This is a genomic window from Acidovorax facilis, from assembly GCF_023913775.1.
Taxonomy (GTDB): domain Bacteria; phylum Pseudomonadota; class Gammaproteobacteria; order Burkholderiales; family Burkholderiaceae_C; genus Acidovorax; species Acidovorax facilis.
Window position 1 is genome coordinate 21,731 of sequence record NZ_JAMXAX010000022.1, and the last position, 18,386, is coordinate 40,116.

Below are 18,386 nucleotides of genomic sequence, written 5' to 3' on the forward strand. Positions count from 1 at the left end.
ATCGCGCGCATCGCGTACGGTATCGCTGCCTCAATTTCCCGTAGCTCGCTGTACTTCACCATTCGCGCTCGTTCGCCCATCTCCACGGGACTGCGCCATGGTCTCAGCGCTACGATTGCGTCGGAAAATGGGCCTTTGGGGTTCAGCCAATCCGGCTTTCTGGCGGCAGCCCGACGGTGCCCCACCGGCTGGTGGCGCCGGCGCTATCCAGTACACCCATATCCCCCACATCCAGCCCAAAGCACTGACGACGGACACGACGATGATCCCCCATTGATCGCTATCTTTGAGCGCAAGGAACCAGAATGGCTGGCTACACGCCCCGATGACACTTGCCCATCTGCGCAACTGCAAGCTGCGAGCCTGCGAAAGCCAGATCGCGGCCGGGCCGGACAGTGCAATGGCGCTTTGGGTGATGAGATCGGATGGCATATGCGGGATTTTGCTTTGCTGTACGGATCAACAGCAAACTCAGTCGCCGAGCAGCGCCTTCCAATCGGCTTCAGACTGGGGAGGCTTGAACGTGCTGTACCGGCCCTTGTCGTTCACGAAGATCAGAGGGAGCCGGTCGATTCCCGACTCGACGGCCATCCTGGAGTTCTTGTCGATGGCGAAGATGCCCTTGCCAAGCGTTGCCTTGACCACGGCATCGTTGCGCAGACGGTTCTTGTCCACAAAGGACGCCTTCTCGCCGTCACGAAGCCACTCCGCGAGCCAAGGGAGCATCCGCGTGGTGCCGGCAGCGCCCATAAGGACGGCCTGCGCGCCAACGTTGATTTCCTTCTGGGCATCGGAGACAAGTGCCATGTCCACCCCTGCCTTGCTCTTCATAGCGGTGTAGCGCTGCAGCAGCTCGCTGAGGAACTGACGCCCCTGAGGCTGCCCGAGATCCAAAACAAGGACGATTCGACGGCTGCCGGTACCGGGCGCGAGCTCGGCCTTCTCCAGCAGCGCAGGCGACATTGTGTTGCCGGCCTGCTCTCTCATGAATGTGCTGCCGAGGTCCTTGCCCTCTTTCATGTCCACCACGGAACCCACGACGGCGTAGCGGCCCGAGGTATCCGAGTAGAGAACGAGACGCTCGGGCTTTCGCTGCCCGTTGGCCGGGTTTTCTATCATGGCTTCATAGACAACCGCCTTCAGACCTTTGATGGGTGTATCCAGGGTAGAAAGCAGCCGGATGTCGCTGACCTTCCCTACCGCTGAGTTCGAGAGCAGCTTCTCCAACTGCTCGACCTTGTTGATCCAGGCGTCATCCACCGCAACATCTGGTGGAGTCTCGATCTTCAGCTTCTGGCCCCCGAACGAAGGAAGCGAGGTAGCCAGGACAGCTACTGCGAGCGAAATGGTGGTGATGAGTTTTTTCACAATTCAGGCCTTGATGGATTGGCTGATAAGACCGTTGAGCAATCCGAAGAACAGTTCTGCCCGCGCTGCCGCGTCTTCCGGCGTCACGACGAACTGGCCCAGGACGCCGAGGGAGGGGGTTTTCAGAACCTCATAGCGCCCAGCCGCGTCAAGCCACTGTTCGATTTGCGCCAAGGTCTGCTTCTGGCGCATCACCACCAGCGCCTTCCCGGCATCCCCATAGCGAGAGACGACCCCTTCGATGTCTGCGAGCGACGGGCTATTCCCCTTGGCCTGCATCAGCTCAAGCGCATCCGCATCGAATTTCGCCATCGTGCCGGGCGCCAGCTTCCCCAGCGCAACCCTGGCCGACATCAGCGTGATTTCCGCCTGGCTGGATGCATTCAGGATCACAGGGTTCACGACAAAGCTGAGCGTGCGCGGTAGTGACTCGGCCCATTGCGCGATGCCGGCGTGGTATCGCTGGCATGCCGGGCACGCGTAGCTGATGAACTCCCGGACGCGCAGCTTGTCATTGGCGACCGGATTGCGCAGCACCTTGTATGGCTTGGTACCGCCCACATCGGGCATCGACGCTTTCTGGGCAAGCGCAGCGACAGGCAGCGCTGCAGCGAGACCCAGCAAGGCCCTGCGCGTGGGAGAAGAAGGGTTAGGTTCCAACTGCACGATTTGCTCCTTCAAATGATGTGACCCCGCGCGCGACTTCTCGCACTGCGGCGGTCTCCAGGGTTCGGTAGTAGGGCTGCGCTTCGGCGGCCTTGCGCAGTGCGTGAATGTCAGACGCTTCGATCGCAATCCGCACCGCTGGCGTCGCCGTGAACATTTCGATGACAGCCTTGCGGCTGCGGTAGCCCGCGATGCAGTGTTCACATCCCGCACCATGCGCGCGATAGATGAGCGAAGGGGCCTCGACCCCATGACGCACCAGGTGCGATCGCTCAAAATCATCCGGCTCATAGGGCTCCCGGCAGTGTTCACAGAGAATCGGGATAAGCCGCTGTGCACAGACCGCGCCCAGTCCCGCCGCCAACGCGTTCGGATTGACCTGGAGGTCTAGAAGCCGCGACAGCGTGATCACTGCGCTGTTCGTATGCAATGTCGAGAGCACGAGGTGGCCAGTGAGCGCGGCCTGGACAGCAACACCCGCCGTCTCTCCGTCGCGGATTTCCCCGACCAGGATGACGTCCGGGTCCTGGCGGAGCATGGAGCGCAGGGCCTGCGCGAAACCCATCTTCAGGTTGACTTCCGACTGGCAGATCCCGTCGAGTTGATACTCCACCGGGTCCTCGACCGTGTTGATCTTGTTCAAGGGGGTTCGAAGCGTCAGGATGATTCCGTACAAGGTCGTCGTCTTTCCCGACCCCGTGGGCCCTGTCACCAGAAAGAGACCTTGAGGCTTGGAAATGACGTCGCGCATCGCCTCCTTGATATCGGCATCCATCTCGATAGCATCAAGAGTCTGGAGGTTCTTGGCGCCGTCCAGCACGCGGCAGACAATTGAGTCACCGTGGGTGGTAGGCAGAATCGAGATCCGCAGGTCCACCACTTTTCCGGACTCCAACGACTTGAAGCGGATCTTTCCATCGTGTGGCAGTTGGCGTTCCACCATCGAGAATCGCGCCTTCATGCGGATCTTGTCGTTGAAGCTGGACGCCATCTCCAGACTCACTCTCCGAACTTCCTGCAGATCTCCGTTGTGGCGAAACCGGACGATCATCTCCGTCTCGAACCACTCGAAATGGATATCGGATACTTCGTGATCGATGGCGATCGACATGAGCTTGTTCAACAGGTCCACAGCTGGAGCATCGCTATTGGACGTAGAGATGAACTGCAGCGGCTGTTCGTCTACTTCCCGGACGCGCCGCGTCGCTGTAGCTTGTTCCATGACTTCACAACCTTCTGTACGTAGATGAGCTTGGCGGCAGGTTTTCCGTTGGGCCCGGTGTTGTATGACCCAATCGCCTCGTTGGTAAAACCAAACTGCCGGATGTTCTGGGCCAGGATCCAGGCGCCTACCTGAGCATTGATGCATGGGTCATACAGGTCCGGCTCGGTGATTCCAAATTTCGCAAGCGTCCCCAGCCACACGGAGTTCACCTGCAAAAGCCCGTGGTCCGTGGTTCCGTTTCTGTTGCGGTTGACCGCCGCAGGATTGAAGTTCGACTCGGTCTTCGCAATGGCCACGAGCCACTCGTGCGGAACTTGCTGGTAGGCGGCCGCGCTGCGCAGACACTCGTCAATCCTGGCCCAGGCCACGGGTGCCACGAAGAGGATCCCGCACGCGAGCATCGCGCTAGCGAGTTTTTTCATGGTTCACCCTCGAGCGCGAGAGGTCGGCGGACTTCGCCACTACGGCGTCCCGAATCTTCCTAGTGAAGAATGGGTCCGAGAAGTCCACCATACCGAGCTTTGAGATCTGCTGTGGCGAGAGGAGGCCGGAGTAGTTCGGATTCACCTCGGCATACTGACCTTCATCCAGCAGCCCGATGTGCTTCGCGGCCAACAGCACGCGGTCTACGATCAGGTCTTCCGACAGCATGCCCTGGGACACCACGACGTGCTTGTCAGGGGGCGCCACCAGGACAGTTGCCGGGTACACAGAAACCTGCATTACCTTGCTGTGCCCGGCGTCCGGCAGGACCTCGTCGTCTGACCTCATGTCAAAGATGGGACCGCCCTGCTTGGTGATGAAGATCACATAGAGCCCATGCTCCTTGGCCATCCGCTTGACGATGGGGTACTGCCTCTCACAGAAGCTGCACTCCGCGTCCAGGAACACCCAGAGCCCGGCCCGGTCCGCCAACTGGCGCATATAGTGCGCTTTGTTCTGGTTGATCTGGCGGTAGAAGTCCGACCGCATCGCACTGCTGATGGGGAAGCGATTTGTTTCGTCGAGCGCGGCATCCAGGACAGCACGCTCCTGGAACTTGTGAGAGAAGTTTGTCGCCTTGTCCACCATTACACGGGTGACGTAGCGGTACTTGTCCATCTTGGCGTCGGTAGGGTCGTCGATCGCATCCTCCATGACCTTGGAGTAGTTCTGCTGGAACCACTTGACCGAGAACGTGGATGGACCAGGTTGCGCCGGCGCTGCTGGGCTGGAAGCAGCCTTGGCGGGTACGGCGGCAACCGGCGGTGGTGGCTTCTGCTCCTTCTCCTTAGGAGGCGGGGGGTCCGGCTGCTTTTCGTACCAGAACCAGCCGCGGGCCTTGTCAGTCAGAAAAGGCTGATCGGCCGCGGACACGAAGCTCGCGGTCACCAGCATTGCTGCCGGTAACAAATAGGATAGTAAACGCATGGATCATTGCTGACAAACGAATTCGTAGTCTACCGTAATTGTTGCGCTTATCAAATGCTGTACTTGAATTAGCCTTTCCGCATCTCTGTCCACTTTTGTTACTGATCGGGCTGCAGCACCCTGATTTCCTGCCGCACGCGCGCCCATCAGCTCACTCACTCGCTTGTACAGCTGGCCATAGTAGGCGCGAGCCTGCGGGGTGCCCTCAAAGAACCCTGTTTTCCAAAGGACGCCCCGCAGCGCCATCAGCTGCGACGATCTCCCGCTCAAGGTGTTCACCAGTTTTTTCAGATATCGGCGAAGCTCAGGATCGGCAGCCACCTGTTCAGACCGGTGCTGCAGCACTCCCACCACATAGCGATACGCCGCGTCAGCGTTCCCATAGCCGGCCGCCAAGCGATAGCCCTCCAGCGTCGGCCCGTCCGTGACTTGGAGCACGTGCTCGCGCAACAAGGAGTAGATGTACCCCATCTTGAACGCCAGCTGACCGCGGAACGTGCCGATCTGGACCTTTGCAAGCGCATCGGCAACCTCCTGCTCGGTAACCTGCTCGCCAGCCACCCAGCGGCTGTAGACCAGGAACAGCAGGTTGTACTGCGCCTGCGGAACGCCCTGCCGTGCTGACTCCTCTAGCGCGGACTGCAGCGAGCGCATCGGCAAGTCAAGCTGGCCCGTGTAGATATTCTCGGCATGGATCAGCAGGTGAGCAGGTTCCCGGCGAGAAATCCCGTCAAGCCAGGCGAGGCGATTCTTCCTGTCCTGAGCGCGCGAGAGACCGCAAAGAGGGTGGGTCGCCTCCTGCCTCCCACCTATCCGGTCCGTCGGTATCCCCGTCTGAGCGTTCGCGCTACTGGCCGGGCCCAGAGCTAGGCCCAGAGTTGCCGCCGCCGCCATACCGCTCAAACAACGGCACGTTCTCAAGATTCGTCTGACCAATCCGATGCACATCATGCGTTCCCTCATCGACGTCGCGCCGCCGGGCCCGGCGCTGCTTTCTCCGCCGCCGCTGCCGGGCGACGTACTCCTCATCGTCCTCATCCCCATCGAACGCCTTCTTCAAGGCCACGATGGCTACTGCGATCACGATCAAGATCAATGCGCCCACAACTTCCACACGTCCTCCTACTTTTCCGCTGGTTTGCAAGCTGCATACGATGAAGGCATCTTCGATTTGTCATTCGGGTCGTAGCAGTTCTCGAACTGATCTACAGCGCGGGACATGTCGAGCAGCTCAGAACTGTTTTCCTTGAGCAGATCAACGGTCTTGACCGCAGGCACTGTGCGATCGATGTCAGCGGTGGAGTCTTCGATGGCGAGCGAGCGGCTCAGATCAATTTCATTGCCTTGCACCCCGTAGCGCGACTCCGGGCTTTGCGGGTTGATGAGTCCAGACTCGATCAAGGAATCGGTCCACTCCATCAAATCGACCTGCGCCCAGTCCACCTGGCCCAGCTCCTGAGGCGTGAACCCGCTGCAGTTCACAGAACACCCCTGAACCTGGTACCCCGAACGGCCAGGAATCAACCCTTTCCGCAAGATCTCTGTCGCGATCACTCGCGCTGCAATGGACTTGTAGCAGCAGTACAAATCACGTTTCTGGATGCAACCCAGAAATGCTACTTTCTTAGAGCAACAAGTCCCCGCGAACGAACACAATCGCCATTTTTCATTTGCCGCCCACTCGTACTCCGGCGTCTTGCAGGCAAAGATGATCTGAACGATAAGGCGGAAGATCAAGTACGAATTCATCGCCAATTCAAACCCGGGAGTGAGCGTGATGACCTTGTCCGGACCGACCATGAAGATGGCATTCGCCAGCTCTGGGCTGATTGCATTCACAAACTCAAAAGCACGCTTCATCAGCTCCTGCTGGAAGCTCTTCAACGCACTGCCGAACTTCCCGAAGTAGGACTGAGCTGCTGGGAGCTTCGTGACTCCATCGGCCGCGGCTTCCGCAGGAATGGTGGTGGACGAACCCGATGCCCCAAAGAATCGATCGAGACCGCTGCTCACCGGCTTTACGATGGAGTCGTTGATGAAGGCCGAGCCCTTGTCATAGAGATCGTGAAACGGCGCAGTGATCTGATCGGAAACCTCTCCGTAGAAGCGCCCAGCGTTGTTGTAGACATCCTTGATCCCAGTGTTGGCAAGGTAGCTTTGGGTGATCGAGTTCTCGCCGATCTTCTTGACGATGTAGTAGCCCTGCAGGTACTGCATCCAGTTGGGTGCCTCGTTCTTCACGTCCTTTCGGGCCTGACGGCAGCAGTTCCCATCTACCAGTGCCACATCGGTGATCACCTTCCCGCTACCGACGGTATAGGAGCAGTAGTACTGTTTCCCGCCAAAAATGGACAGCGTGCAGGTTTCCGTGAGCGATGCAGGCGGTTTTCCAGTCTCCGCGCACACCATGTCGTACTTCATCATGTTGAGCGCTTCCATGCCACTGGCCGCTGTCGCGAAGTCAGCTTTGGACGAGCCTGTCAGATTGGGCCGCGTGCACTCGGTGCCTACGCACCGCAGCGTGCCCTGACAAACATCAACCTGGTTCTCGGTGTCGGTGGTCCAGTTTCCCGGAGCCTGCTCCCCGCAGTCGAATGCCTTGTTTTCCACATAGCAAATCCCCGAGAACAAGCCGACGAACCGCTGGTCCGCGCAAACGCTGAACGCCGGCAGCGGGCGGCACTGGGAGAGCTTCTTTCCGTCGACGTTTTCCGCGTATGCGCAGTTGCTCTGGTAGACCTTGTCGCCCTCCGTGATTTCGTCAAACTGGACTCCCTCGCCTTCCATCTTCCCGCACTGCAGCAGCGGGCCGCCCTTGGCTCCCCAGCACATCTTGTCCAGGCCGAACCAGTCTTCACTGTCGCTCGCATTTGGAGCTGATGGGCCTGCCTCGGCGTAGTCCGGGAAGGACGCGGAACCCTTGAGCCAAGGGCTCAGCATGTCAATGAATCCCGAAGTCGCTAGCCCGTGGCCAAACGTCACCGAACCACTCGTCACGGTCGAGCGTTGGTCCGTGCACGCCATAGTCGGCTTTTTGCATAGGTTGTCGCTAACCATCTTGAGGTAGTCATTGCAACCGGTGATTTCATTCACCGTGACCATTTGCAAGGCGGCAGCGAACTCAACTTCGGTGCGCGAGCTGTCTGCGGTGGCGCTGACAGCTGGGAGCCAGCCATCCGAAGGGCGACCAAAGTGGCTTGCGGTCGCCGTGCCCCCGAGCATTCGGATGCGGCTCACGCCCGTCTTCTTGGGGTCACCTCCGAAAGGAGAGTGGATGTATTCGACGTAGTAGCCCTCCTCCGGCTCGGTATTGCAATCCGGGCAGTCAAGAGCGGGCGACAGAACCGGGAATCTCGCGATGTTCGCGACGGCACCCTGCACAGGGACAGGGTCCCTGCGGTACGTGAACTGGCCCGTCGGCTTCCCGAGCGCGTCCAGCACTGGCAGCTTGACCTTGTTCCACCCACGGACTCGCAGATAGACATGATCCCCAACCTCAGCGAGTCCAAACTGGCGCTGCATGCCAGAGCATCCGTTCGGGGTGAAGGCCTCTTTGATGATCTTCTCGCAGTTGTTGACCTGCTCCCGGTTGTATGGCTTCCCGCCGTTCTGCGTGAAGCTGCCGTCGCTGATCCGATTGCACGAGTTGACCAGCTCCATGGCTTTCGTGCCAGAGGACGCGTTCATCTTTCCCACCATCTGCGCCTGAAGCCCAGTGTCGCTGGAGTGGTCGTTCCGTGCTGTGTTCGCGATCGCGTCGTTGACCCACTTGTGCCCAGTGTTCGCGGCCGTGTCCTGCCGGCGATCGTCATACATTTCGAGCACTGATGCACCGCGCTCACCAGGACACCAGTTGATCACGTCCCCGCCTCGCGATGGGATTGCGCATGTCGTCGGGGGATCTGGCATGCATCCGGATGGCGGAGGCTCGTAGTAGTTCACCTCCGTCCGGTACAAGTCCGCAAGCAAGATCACCTCGCTGGTTCCCTGGGGAACCGACGTGGTGATGACCGACGTCCACTTGTCCTTTGCCGTCCCGTAGCTCGCTACATGCTGCGTGGCATCCTGCATTGCACCATTGACCACGAAGAAAAGCCTGTGGTTGTATGTGAAGTAGTTGTACTTCGTGCCTGCTGAAAATGGCGTGTACTCGTACCGAATCGCATGTCCCTCGTCGACCTGGTCCTGCCAGGTACTGGCGCTCGCGCCGAGGGTCGGCAGCTGCAGCCGCACTTGGCCTTGCGAGTAGGTCGAGGCCTTCGTGTCCACGTCGAATAAAGGCTCCTGGACGCACTCAGCGTTCGGATTGCCGTTGCGAAAGCACGCCTTCTTCTCGGGGGCACCCACCACAGCCCGCTTCTCGGTTTCTTGGAAGGTGATGCGGTAGATCCGGTGATTGGCATCGGCCGCGCGAGCTGAGCTCGTCTGCTGCTTGTAGAGCGACACGAACTCGGTCCTCCGGCACCCATCCTTGCGACGGTTGCGAGAGTTCTGTTTCGTCAAAGGCTCAAGCTTTGTGGGGTCGGCATACGTGTCCTTCCCCATCTGTGACATCTCGTTCGCCTCAGTCTGGTTAAAGTTTGGAAAAAGCTCGTTGACATTGACCTTTCTCCCCGTGCTGCTGGTCGATGTCACACCATCCTGAGCACGGTTGTAGTCCGCATTCGGGTTGGGCATCAGCGCATCCAGTGACTGCGAGGCCATGTCCTGCCCTGACTGGGCGCTGTCCAGCGTTGCGGCCTTCGAGGCGGGCGCAAACTGGGTGGACCACTTGGTCGAAGCCGCGCGATCAAGGCTGACCTCACCCGCCGTCGGCGCTCGGTAGATCGCGGAACCTGCCAACGGCGTGACGTTCGGCGAGGTCGGCCCCGGGAGCGTTGCAGGTTGGTCAATCCAGCCTGTGACGTTTCGTTCTTTGGTCGTAGCAGCATCGAGCGCGGACTGCTCCATCCGCGTGGTCACGGCCTGGGCAAGGGCGCCAACGCTGTAGTTGAACCCGAGAACGGCTATCAGGATTCTTCCGGTGAGTTTGAGCCACATGGTTTAGGGAGCGGGGGTAATACCGAAACAGCAGTCGGTGTATTGAAAGATCATGTAGGAGTGGTCTTCGCCGGTGGCGGGAACGTTGCGCCACATGCCCCACAAGGGGGTAGGCAGGCCCGTCGGGTGCGTACAGGTTCCTCGACCATGAGGCCGGTCGATCATTCGTACGGTGGCACCGTTTCCGCTCGCACCAGGAATGGTGTTGTACTCGGGTGATGGAGCGACCATCTGCCAGCGGAACGCATCCTTACGCATGATGGGCTGCACCTTGCGCTCGCAGATGTTCGACCCACCGACGGTGCCGCGCAGCAGCCCGAGGCGGTGCATCAGAGCCATCGAGCGCGCAGCGATCAGCGAGGAAAAGCGGACGGTGTCCGAGGTACTGCTTGACTCGTCAAAGCCCGTCATTGGATAGAGCATCCCCCACTGCCCTGCTGCCCAGTGCAGATAGTTCAAGGGCTTGTCATTAACGATGGTGCTCATCGAATCGATCGGCATGGTGGCCAGCGCGCTCACGGTGCCAAGGAACATGCTTTCAGGGTTCATGAACGCCGCGTATCGCCCCACAACATCGTTCCAGTTCGGAAACAGCGGACTCATGTTGATGACGTCGAAGTCCAGCAATCCGTCGGGCGCGCAGGCGTTCTCATCGAGCAGCCGCATCATGTAAATCAGAGGCGCGCTGTATGCGACCCAGTTGTAGAAGCCGTTGCTGCGGTCGGCCCGGCCGGTGTTGCTTCCAGAACCGAACCAGCCAATGCTGGGCATGGACGCACGCGTTCCCCCAAGCGAGGCAAAACACATGGGCTGGCGTGTGACGTCAATGACCTTGGCTGGAGCCCAGAATCCCACGGAGAACCCAATCTTCGGAAACTGGCCTTTCGAAATGTCCCCACCGCACTTGCACAGTGGGCTCTTGTAGGCGTCCTCGGGAACCCCGCTCTTTCCGGAGATCATCGTGGCACCTGCGATGCGGATGGGGAACATGCCGCTCCAACACACGTCAGTGAACATGTTCTTGAGCATCGAGTAGTTGTTGCACATCGTGCTGCGGGCCTCGGCCCAGGCGCTCGATGTGGCGGCCAACAGCACGGCGAACGCCACGCACCGGAAAAGGTGTGAAAGCATCTTGCTCATGGCCGATCCCCCGGCCGAACGTACTGGATCACCAGTTCCTGCCCCTCCGGCCGTACGAGCGCTGGAACGGCCTCTACACCGAACGCGCCCGACATCCAGTCATAGAGCGGGTATACCGGGGCGCCGATCTCTTGCTGAAGACGTGGGACCTCTGCCGAAGACACAAAGAAGACGTCCACGCTCTGGGCGCCGTACTGCTTCACCCATGACCGCGCCAGAGCGATCTGGCTCGCGTCCTGGCCGTTGATCACGACCACGGTCCGGTCGAACTTCGAATGCGCCAGCGGATTGACCAAGCCACCTGCAGGTGCGAGCACCTTGTACCCTCCCTGCTCCACCACGACCACGTCCTGCTGGACCGCAACGCGGGGAGAGTGCCGGATGCGTCTAGTCTCTCCAGCCGTCGGGAGCATGGACTGAGCTCGAACCTCGCCCCTAGAGGCCTTGTCGGCAAGTTTCGCCTGGATGCCGGCCCAGTCCAGCTTTGAGCCCTCCTTCTGGATTACGTCCAGCACGTCAGGTTCTGCGATGGTGTACATCGGCCCGATTTGCAATGGTCCGCGCTTGCGGACGTTCTCCACAGCGCCAAACAAGCTGATTTCTCCGCGTGATTCAAACCAGCTCTCCTTGTCCTTGACCAGGAACACGGGCACGGCTTGCGCCTCGACCTGGCGGAAGACGTTTGGATCCACGTCGATCAGAACGTACTCTGATGCGGGGTCGGGGAAGTGAGCTCTGAAGCCCGCGATGGTCCGGCCCAACTGGCGCGGTTCGAACCCGCGGACCGCAAAACGAACCTTCTCCGCGCCATACTCGTGCGCCTGGGCGAACAGCGCCCGTAGCGCACCGGCAGGCATCGAGGAAGAGATCAACACCACGATTTCTTCGGTGCCCTCAAGGTTGCGCTCGCGCTCCGCAATGTAGGGCTGCATGGGCGCAGAGAACTGCGACGCGGCCATTCGAGCCGTTTCCTCAAAAGAGGGGTTTCGCGTATCCGACGATGCGAGACTGCTCAACAGGCCCAAAGTAGCGGCTATCAAGGCTTTCCTTCTCGGTGCCATACGCAAACCAGGTGCCTTCTGGCACTTTGTACTTCGCATCAAAATCCCCAACAGTTTTTCCAGAAATCGACTTGGCCAGCCACAGTCGGTCGTAGGCCCAAGGCACCCCACGCATATACAGCTCGGTCCCCGCGATCTCCACCAGCTCGCCGGGTAGCGCCGCCACGATCTTGACGGCGCGTTGCCCTTCTCGGGCCCCGACTCCAAGGTTGGTAGCCGGATAGCTGAAGACCGCGTAGTCGCCGCGCTTCGGCGCGCGGATGGGTTTGCGGTAGTCCAGAAAGTACACATAGGACGGCAGACAGCTTGGGAATCCCAACAACCTCTGCACATCGAATCCAAGGCGGAACGGGGACGCAAGGATTGAGCCGCCGATGGCGCCGGTGATAGCCGAAAGCGCGAGCGTCCAGCGGATGTACGACCCAGCCGTTCTACTCACGGCTTTTCCCCCGGAGAATCACCTCTGCCTCTTCGGGTGGAAGCCCACCGCTGGTGACGCGCTCCATCACCTCTCCTTGCCACTGCTTCTCGCGCGCACCGAGGAACTTGCAGTCCCGACCGGGCAGGAGCGCATCTCTGGCCTGCAGCGAGGCCTTGTGCTGAAACTCCGACCAGGACGAGTCACTGGCGTTGAACATGCGCGCGATCTCCACTGGCATGTCCACGACCGCGAGCAGTCGCTCGAGCCTCGCGCATTCATCCTTCTCGTTGAAGACGGCCGCCGCCCAAAGACCCGTGAGGACGACCGCAACGAAAACAATTGTTCGACCCAACATGTTTGCCCTTTCAGCCGTACTCGGCGATGTAGTCGTTCACAGCGTCGACTGCAGGTTTGCCGTTATCGATGTCGGCCATGACCTGGCTACGCTCCCGTCCTTTGGTGGAGAAGAGGACCTGCGAGAAGCGATCGGTGATCAAGCGAAAAATCCCGATCCCCGAGGAGCAGATCACCATGAACTCGGAGTACTTGCCGAGTACCGTGTGCACGGAACCCATTTGCTGGAAGACGTTTGCGCCCAGGACGAGCTGTTTGGAGTCCTGGATGCGGGCAATTGATTCAGGGTTCTGCTTCATCACGATCTTGAAGTCGGAGTTCGTGGCAATGGCACGGCCCGAAGCCGACTCGTACAGGTCCGCAATATCTTGGGTGATCAAGATCCCGCATCCTTCGTACTTGCGGAATCGACGCCATGCGTCTTCGAGGAACCGCGCCACAATGGGATCCTTGAGGAGGTCCCAGGCCTCGTCGAGCAGCAGGATCAAGGGCCGAGACTTGCCGGCCAGGTACATCTCGTGCTGAATCGCCGAGATCACCTGCATCAGAACCACCTGTTGGAGGACTTTGTTGGACTTGAGCTCTTCGAGCTCCAACACGACGAAATCCTTCGAAAGGTCAACGTTCGCGCGCCCGTTGAACCAGGAGCCCATAGAGCCCTGCTTTGTGAACGAGAAGAGTTGAGCGCCAATGTCACTGATGCGAGGGTCGTCCTGCTCCAGGAAGTAGGTGGCGACGTCGTCGATGGTCGAGGCATTCCCGTGGGACCCCCACACCGCCTTGATTCCCTGCTCAACTGACGACCGCTGGAAGTCTTCGAAGCCCTTCACAGGCGCCGCCATCTTCTCGATCAGTGCGCCAATGAGGGTCACCTCGTCATCGATCTTGACAACGTTCGTGAATGGGTTCAAGCAGATCCCAGAGTCGGCCCGAAAGTCAATGAACTCGCCCTTGTAGGCCTTGCACTGCTTGTAGTAGCTTCGGCCGACGTCGATGGTCCAGACTTTGGCGCCCGCGGCCAGGTAGTCGCTGACCACTTGCTGGGCCCAGAACGACTTGCCGGCACCTGATCCAGCAAAAACCACGGCGTTGTAGTTTGCAGAGCCCGAGTAAAAGTCCAGAGTGCCCACCTGCCCACGGCGCGTCGCGTAGAGCATCGCGGCCTTGTCACGCTCCGTGCCCTTCCACTCGCCCATCAGGGGGGCCAGTGCCAGCGCATGGCTAACGCCCATGGTCGAGTACCGAAACAGATTCTTGACCGACTCTGCGGTAGGCGCCAGCGGAAGCAGGTTGGTGAATGCAGGGAGCACAATTCCCTTCTCTTCCTGCATGGTGATGTTGAGCGAGTCGTAGTAGGTTGCCAGCGCTGCCGTAGCGCCCGAAAGTAGTTCGCTGTCTGAATGGATCAGCGCGACACCGAGGCTCGCCTCGATGACGGGCTCACCGCGTTCGATGCAGTCCATCACGATGTCCATGCTGTTTTTCTTCGCGGCGAGGCGAGGAATGAACTTCAGCAATGGGCCAAAGGCTTGGTAGCTCGCGATGACCGATTTGGTCTTCATGTCGGACTTCTTCTTCGCCTGGTCCGGAAAATGAATGGACAGCGAGAGAAGGTACGGGCACCGCAACTGGTTGTTGTTGCCGAGGTAGTCGCCCAGCATCATGTAGCCCAGCGCGAGGCTGGCGCTCTTGGGAAGGGCTTTCACCCCCAGCACTCGGATGTCGGTCGCCTCGTTCAGCACCAGTCTGTCAAGCTCGGTGTCCAGGCGGTCCCCTGGCTGGAAGCACTGCTCGTCAAGCGTGAGGTTGTCGACCACTTCTATGTTCTGTGCGCCTTCCCCCGACTTATAGAGCGAGGCAATTAGGTCGACATAGTCCTTGCCGCGCATCGGCCGCCCGAAGATGCCTGCGGCACGCAGACTGTCCTCGTACTTCAGCTTCACGTCGCACAGAAACTTGGCTTCCTTTTCGGTCGGGTTCAGGCCCGCGATTGGAATCTTGAGGCTGATGATCAGGCGCCGATCGTGCATGAGCTGGCCTGAGCTTGGGAGCAGCGGCTCCTTCGCGCCAGCCTCGATGAACGCTGCGCGACGCGATGACACCTCCAGCAACGTCCGTTGCGTCTCGGAGCTCTCCACACGATGCATGCCCTCCGCCTTGACCTTCAGGTAGGACGTCGTGTACTGCTTGATGTGAGGGAGGCCGATCATGCTGAACTGCAGGAACGAGCCGGCCGGGAGTTGCAGAGACGATGCGTTCGCCAACATGTCCGCAGTCTGGTCGTCCGCACCAACCATGGGCGCAGATTCCCAGCAAACGCCGAGGTATCCCCCGCGGCACTGAAAGACATAGTTGTCAGAGTCGTATGCCAGGACCGGGATGTGGACGGATGGTCGGTTTCGCTTGGCCATCTAGCGATCTCCCAGGACTGCCTTCACCACATCGCCCGTGGCGTCAAAGACTTCCAGAGTCTCCGGCGCAGCCAGGATCAGCGGCTTGTTAACCACCAAGTAGCCCTGGTCAGCCAGTGACTTGGAGGCACGTTGGATTCGGTCGGAAAGCTGGGCCGCGTCGCTGATGCCGGCAGACCCAATGCCACCGCTCTTGAAAATTTCGTCGCTCACTTTCCGGATGTCGATCGTTGCGATCTTGATTTCCGGCGCGGCGTGATCTTGGTTCATCCGCGTGTATCCAAAGTACACGGACACAGACACCACCACGTACACCGCCAGTGCAATGGCGATCGATTTGACTACTTCCATGTGCGTCCCCTAGAACAACAGATTCACGCGGCCAGCGAGCCACTCATTCACTGACTGAAGAGCGCTGGGCAGCGAGCGGCCCCGCTTCACAACAACAGGGCGAGCACCCGCGAAGTGTTTTTCAGCAACGTCCTCGATCACGGCCACTTCGTCAATGAGCTTCATCTCGAGGGCGACATCAGTGGTCCAGACTTCACCACCATCAATATCGGCGGCTGGGGAGAGCTTTCTTCGTTCCCGGACCTCCGAAGAGAATCTGGCGCCCAATGTCTTCACGATCTGCATCGCCTTCTCCTCGTTTGCCGCAGTCGAAGGGATGTAGGGATTCAGCATCGCCTTGTAGGGACCCGATGCGTAGGCCTTGTAGGTAACTCCAACCTTGTTGAGGAGGTCCGAGAAGTTCCCGTTCATCAGAACCGCCCCAATCGAGCCCACCAGCGAGTACGGACCTGCCGCAATGACAGAGCCTTCCAGGGCGATCATGTAGCCGGCGGACGCGCACAGCCGCTCACATACGGCAACCACTTTCTTCTCGGGGAACTCGCGAACCACCGACGCGATGCGATGTTTGATCCTCACCGCGTGATTGGGGTCTCCACCAGGCGAGTCGATGGCGAGAATGATCCCGCTCTTCGACGAGGCCATAGCGCGCTCAATTTGGCGATGCAGGCTGTCAATGTCGAGTGCCGGGCCGATCTCGCCCGTGATTCGGACGACTGGCACGACGTTTTGATCGTCCTTCTCTCCGCTGAACAAGATCAGTACGCAGAGCGTGAGTACCACGGCCACTACAGCGCCCCAGGCGAGGCGGCGCATCGTCTTCCAGCGTGCGTTCGCCCGCAGATCGCGGGAGGCGAGTTCGTAGTAGGTATCCATTGGAGTTTTCATTTCCGCAGCACCCCTGGTTCGCGATCGCCGCGGATCTGCACAAATGGCACGGAGGTTCCGCCGCTCCTGATCTCCTTCTCACCAACCTCCCAGCGGCGCTTCGAGATTTCGACGAAGGTGTAGCGTGCCCAGTGAAGGTTGTCCGCCTCATCAATCCAGGGTGCAATCCAGATCCGCGCTACCTCCGATCCCGACCGCAGGGGGCGAACCGCCCTGTCGCCCGGCACCTTGACGGCTGTGGCGTCAATCAGGCCGCGTGTCTCCTTGCTGGCCCTTGTGTCCTGGTTGAATCGCACAACGTCGCTGGAGCTGGCCTTCCAGCTCTTCGGCGTGCGGCCCATGCGTACCTCGGACGAGTTTCCATGGGTCGCCTCATAGACCTCGATTGGCGTCGGGCATCCCTCCTCCTTCTTGCAGGCGAACTCGGTCTCGCCGACGTTGAAGGTGGACGCGCAGCCGACGGTGGCTACCGAAGCAGCGATCAATGCTGCGCCCAGGCCAATTCGATGGAGTTTGTTCTGTTCTGTCACTTGAGTGCCCCCAGGGTATTTCGTATTGCGGAATTGATGTCGTCGCTCAGCGACTCTGGCTTGGAGCTATCTTTTTCCGGCGTGCCAAAAGCTGCGCCGGATTGCCAGACAGGCTGCGCCTGGGGTTGCTTCGCAGGATCTTTTTGCGCCGCGGCTTCTCCACCCTTCGGCTGCGATGTCGGCCGGTGCAGCGCGGTTCTCACCGCACCATCGCCTGAGTCGGAGGCGATTCGGTTCAGCGAGGTCGATCCTTTGAGCGGGAGGGGTACGCCCTGGCTCACGACCACCGTGACCACTTCGCCCGCAGCCACGTCGATGACCGGGAACGTCTCTTCCGCGAGCTTCAAATAGTGCTTTGCGATGGCACTGGTGGTCTGGGAGAACCCGCCAGCAACGCCGCTTTGAAGCACTTGGCCCATGCTCTCGTCCTCGTAGATCGAGCCTGCACCAGGTGCCAGGTTGAGGGCAGGCACTCTTGACCTTTGGAGTGGGGACGCAAGTCCAGAGATGGTGCCGCCGAGGAGAGCATTTGCGATCAGCTGGCCCTGCTTGCTGGTAAGGCGGCCCGCAACACCTACTTGGCCATCTGAGCCGACGATGTAGGCAGACAAGGGCGTCTCCAGGACACCGCCGTCAGGGCGCACGCAGGTCAGTGCCTCGCCGCGAAGAATCACGCGCTCAGTGGCCATCTGCCCGTAGCCGGAGGCCAGCAAAAAGCAGTCGCGCACGTCGATGGAAGCGAAGTTCGCAAGGATCGCCTCGCGCTTCACGCGGAACACCATAGGAATCGGGTTCTTTTGTGTTGCGGCCGACGTGGGCATGGACGCGCCGGTGAGCATCACCGCCGTGAACATAGAGCCCACGGGCATGAACACGTTCTGCGCCTTCTTCGCGTCAAAAGCGGCTTCAAACGCCTGCGCCTTCTCTTCCTTCACCTTCTTGAAGTCGAAGCTTTGACCACTTGAATCGGTGATATTGATCTGGCGCGGCTGCACACTTGCGGCTGGCTGCCCGGGTTTTTCCGCAGCACTGGCTGGCGGCACGGCAGGTGCCGGGGCGCCGATTGGTCCGGCCCCAGCCAGAGGACGCGGCAAAGGTGGCGCGAGAGGTGGGGCAGCCTTGAGATCGAGAGTTTCGCGCTTGACATTGAACTCGGGCACCCGTTCAGCTGGTGCGTCCCGTTCGCGATCAGGCGAATCGCCATGTTTTGCACGGCTCTGTGGCTTCTCAAGTTCGGAAACCCGCTGATTGAGCGTCTCCATGGAGCTCTGCTGCTTTTCAGCGATCTTTGTCAGGTCGGAGAGGCTCTTACGGACTGAGTTCATGTCCGAGGTGAATTGCTCAACGCCTGTGAGCCCGCCCTCGCGATAGATAGTCACCTCCGGCTTCTTCAGGGAAGGGCTCTTCTGCTTCTTCTTGTCGCCCCAGACCGCCATCAGAAGTGCAACGCCAAAAAGAACGATGACGGCAGCGGTGATGTAGAGAACGCGCTTGGCCTTCAGCTTGTCAATTTCCATGCTG

17 protein-coding genes are annotated in these 18,386 nt (G+C 59.9%); all 17 read right to left on the bottom strand.

All coding sequences use genetic code 11. From position 1 onward, the window contains the following. Nucleotides 1-471: 471 nt before the first annotated feature. Nucleotides 472-1,368: a disulfide isomerase DsbC N-terminal domain-containing protein gene (locus NFX52_RS09420; RefSeq protein ID WP_055400094.1), complete on the bottom strand. Its 897-nt coding sequence runs from the start codon at nt 1,366-1,368 to the stop codon at nt 472-474. 3 nt (nt 1,369-1,371) lie between these two features. After that, nucleotides 1,372-2,034, bottom strand: coding sequence for a thioredoxin domain-containing protein (locus NFX52_RS09425; RefSeq protein ID WP_147433318.1), 663 nt, complete (start codon nt 2,032-2,034; stop codon nt 1,372-1,374). Beyond that, nucleotides 2,018-3,256 (bottom strand): GspE/PulE family protein, encoded by a 1,239-nt coding sequence (locus NFX52_RS09430; protein ID WP_162239780.1) that lies wholly within the window; start codon nt 3,254-3,256, stop codon nt 2,018-2,020. The genes NFX52_RS09425 and NFX52_RS09430 overlap by 17 nt, the downstream gene beginning before the upstream one ends. Continuing rightward, nucleotides 3,217-3,681 carry a lytic transglycosylase domain-containing protein gene (locus tag NFX52_RS09435; RefSeq protein WP_082437529.1) on the bottom strand — a complete coding sequence of 155 codons (465 nt, stop codon included), beginning with the start codon at nt 3,679-3,681 and terminating at the stop codon, nt 3,217-3,219. Before NFX52_RS09435 ends, NFX52_RS09430 begins: the two co-directional genes overlap by 40 nt. Next, nucleotides 3,665-4,669 carry a conjugal transfer protein TraF gene (gene traF, locus NFX52_RS09440; protein ID WP_082437528.1) on the bottom strand — a complete coding sequence of 335 codons (1,005 nt, stop codon included), beginning with the start codon at nt 4,667-4,669 and terminating at the stop codon, nt 3,665-3,667. The genes NFX52_RS09435 and traF overlap by 17 nt, the downstream gene beginning before the upstream one ends. A 3-nt stretch (nt 4,670-4,672) precedes the next feature. Beyond that, complete coding sequence (locus tag NFX52_RS09445; RefSeq protein ID WP_156358791.1) at nt 4,673-5,323, bottom strand: hypothetical protein; 651 nt, start codon at nt 5,321-5,323, stop codon at nt 4,673-4,675. 193 nt (nt 5,324-5,516) lie between these two features. Beyond that, nucleotides 5,517-5,783: a hypothetical protein gene (locus NFX52_RS09450; protein WP_055400083.1), complete on the bottom strand. Its 267-nt coding sequence runs from the start codon at nt 5,781-5,783 to the stop codon at nt 5,517-5,519. 8 nt (nt 5,784-5,791) lie between these two features. Beyond that, complete coding sequence (gene traN / locus NFX52_RS09455) at nt 5,792-9,709, bottom strand: conjugal transfer protein TraN (RefSeq protein ID WP_055400081.1); 3,918 nt, start codon at nt 9,707-9,709, stop codon at nt 5,792-5,794. A 3-nt stretch (nt 9,710-9,712) separates the two neighbouring features. Continuing rightward, a complete protein-coding gene (locus tag NFX52_RS09460; protein ID WP_233573618.1) occupies nt 9,713-10,849 on the bottom strand; it encodes a TraU family protein in 1,137 nt (378 codons plus the stop codon). Next, nucleotides 10,846-11,781 (bottom strand): TrbC family F-type conjugative pilus assembly protein, encoded by a 936-nt coding sequence (locus NFX52_RS09465; protein ID WP_162239779.1) that lies wholly within the window; start codon nt 11,779-11,781, stop codon nt 10,846-10,848. Before NFX52_RS09465 ends, NFX52_RS09460 begins: the two co-directional genes overlap by 4 nt. Before the next feature lie 40 nt (nt 11,782-11,821). Then, nucleotides 11,822-12,349 carry a signal peptidase I gene (gene lepB / locus NFX52_RS09470; RefSeq protein ID WP_055400077.1) on the bottom strand — a complete coding sequence of 176 codons (528 nt, stop codon included), beginning with the start codon at nt 12,347-12,349 and terminating at the stop codon, nt 11,822-11,824. Next, a complete protein-coding gene (locus NFX52_RS09475; protein WP_055400075.1) occupies nt 12,342-12,686 on the bottom strand; it encodes a hypothetical protein in 345 nt (114 codons plus the stop codon). Before NFX52_RS09475 ends, lepB begins: the two co-directional genes overlap by 8 nt. Nucleotides 12,687-12,696: 10 nt before the next feature. Continuing rightward, nucleotides 12,697-15,096 (bottom strand): type IV secretion system protein TraC, encoded by a 2,400-nt coding sequence (gene traC, locus NFX52_RS09480; protein ID WP_055400074.1) that lies wholly within the window; start codon nt 15,094-15,096, stop codon nt 12,697-12,699. Then, nucleotides 15,097-15,447 (bottom strand): hypothetical protein, encoded by a 351-nt coding sequence (locus NFX52_RS09485; protein ID WP_055400072.1) that lies wholly within the window; start codon nt 15,445-15,447, stop codon nt 15,097-15,099. A gap of 9 nt (nt 15,448-15,456) precedes the next feature. Further along, nucleotides 15,457-16,323 (bottom strand): S49 family peptidase, encoded by an 867-nt coding sequence (locus NFX52_RS09490; RefSeq protein ID WP_055400069.1) that lies wholly within the window; start codon nt 16,321-16,323, stop codon nt 15,457-15,459. 8 nt (nt 16,324-16,331) lie between these two features. Continuing rightward, the gene (traV, locus tag NFX52_RS09495) at nt 16,332-16,865 is read right to left on the bottom strand and encodes a type IV conjugative transfer system lipoprotein TraV (RefSeq protein ID WP_055400067.1); all 534 of its coding nucleotides are present in this window, start codon (nt 16,863-16,865) and stop codon (nt 16,332-16,334) included. Continuing rightward, nucleotides 16,862-18,382 (bottom strand): TraB/TrbI/VirB10 family type IV secretion system protein, encoded by a 1,521-nt coding sequence (locus tag NFX52_RS09500; protein WP_055400065.1) that lies wholly within the window; start codon nt 18,380-18,382, stop codon nt 16,862-16,864. The genes traV and NFX52_RS09500 overlap by 4 nt, the downstream gene beginning before the upstream one ends. Between the last annotated feature and the right edge of the window lie 4 nt (nt 18,383-18,386).

What these genes read in the sequence shown, in the direction of transcription:
- NFX52_RS09435 (WP_082437529.1), bottom strand. Translation starts at nt 3,681, where the DNA reads ATGAAAAAACTCGCTAGCGCGATGCTCGCGTGCGGGATCCTCTTCGTG.
- NFX52_RS09445 (WP_156358791.1), bottom strand. Translation starts at nt 5,323, where the DNA reads ATGCGCTCGCTGCAGTCCGCGCTAGAGGAGTCAGCACGGCAGGGCGTT.
- NFX52_RS09460 (WP_233573618.1), bottom strand. Translation starts at nt 10,849, where the DNA reads ATGAGCAAGATGCTTTCACACCTTTTCCGGTGCGTGGCGTTCGCCGTG.
- NFX52_RS09500 (WP_055400065.1), bottom strand. Translation starts at nt 18,382, where the DNA reads ATGGAAATTGACAAGCTGAAGGCCAAGCGCGTTCTCTACATCACCGCT.
- NFX52_RS09475 (WP_055400075.1), bottom strand. Translation starts at nt 12,686, where the DNA reads ATGTTGGGTCGAACAATTGTTTTCGTTGCGGTCGTCCTCACGGGTCTT.
- NFX52_RS09485 (WP_055400072.1), bottom strand. Translation starts at nt 15,447, where the DNA reads ATGGAAGTAGTCAAATCGATCGCCATTGCACTGGCGGTGTACGTGGTG.
- NFX52_RS09465 (WP_162239779.1), bottom strand. Translation starts at nt 11,781, where the DNA reads ATGCAGCCCTACATTGCGGAGCGCGAGCGCAACCTTGAGGGCACCGAA.
- traN (WP_055400081.1), bottom strand. Translation starts at nt 9,709, where the DNA reads ATGTGGCTCAAACTCACCGGAAGAATCCTGATAGCCGTTCTCGGGTTC.
- traF (WP_082437528.1), bottom strand. Translation starts at nt 4,669, where the DNA reads ATGCGTTTACTATCCTATTTGTTACCGGCAGCAATGCTGGTGACCGCG.
- NFX52_RS09430 (WP_162239780.1), bottom strand. Translation starts at nt 3,256, where the DNA reads ATGGAACAAGCTACAGCGACGCGGCGCGTCCGGGAAGTAGACGAACAG.
- traC (WP_055400074.1), bottom strand. Translation starts at nt 15,096, where the DNA reads ATGGCCAAGCGAAACCGACCATCCGTCCACATCCCGGTCCTGGCATAC.
- NFX52_RS09490 (WP_055400069.1), bottom strand. Translation starts at nt 16,323, where the DNA reads ATGGATACCTACTACGAACTCGCCTCCCGCGATCTGCGGGCGAACGCA.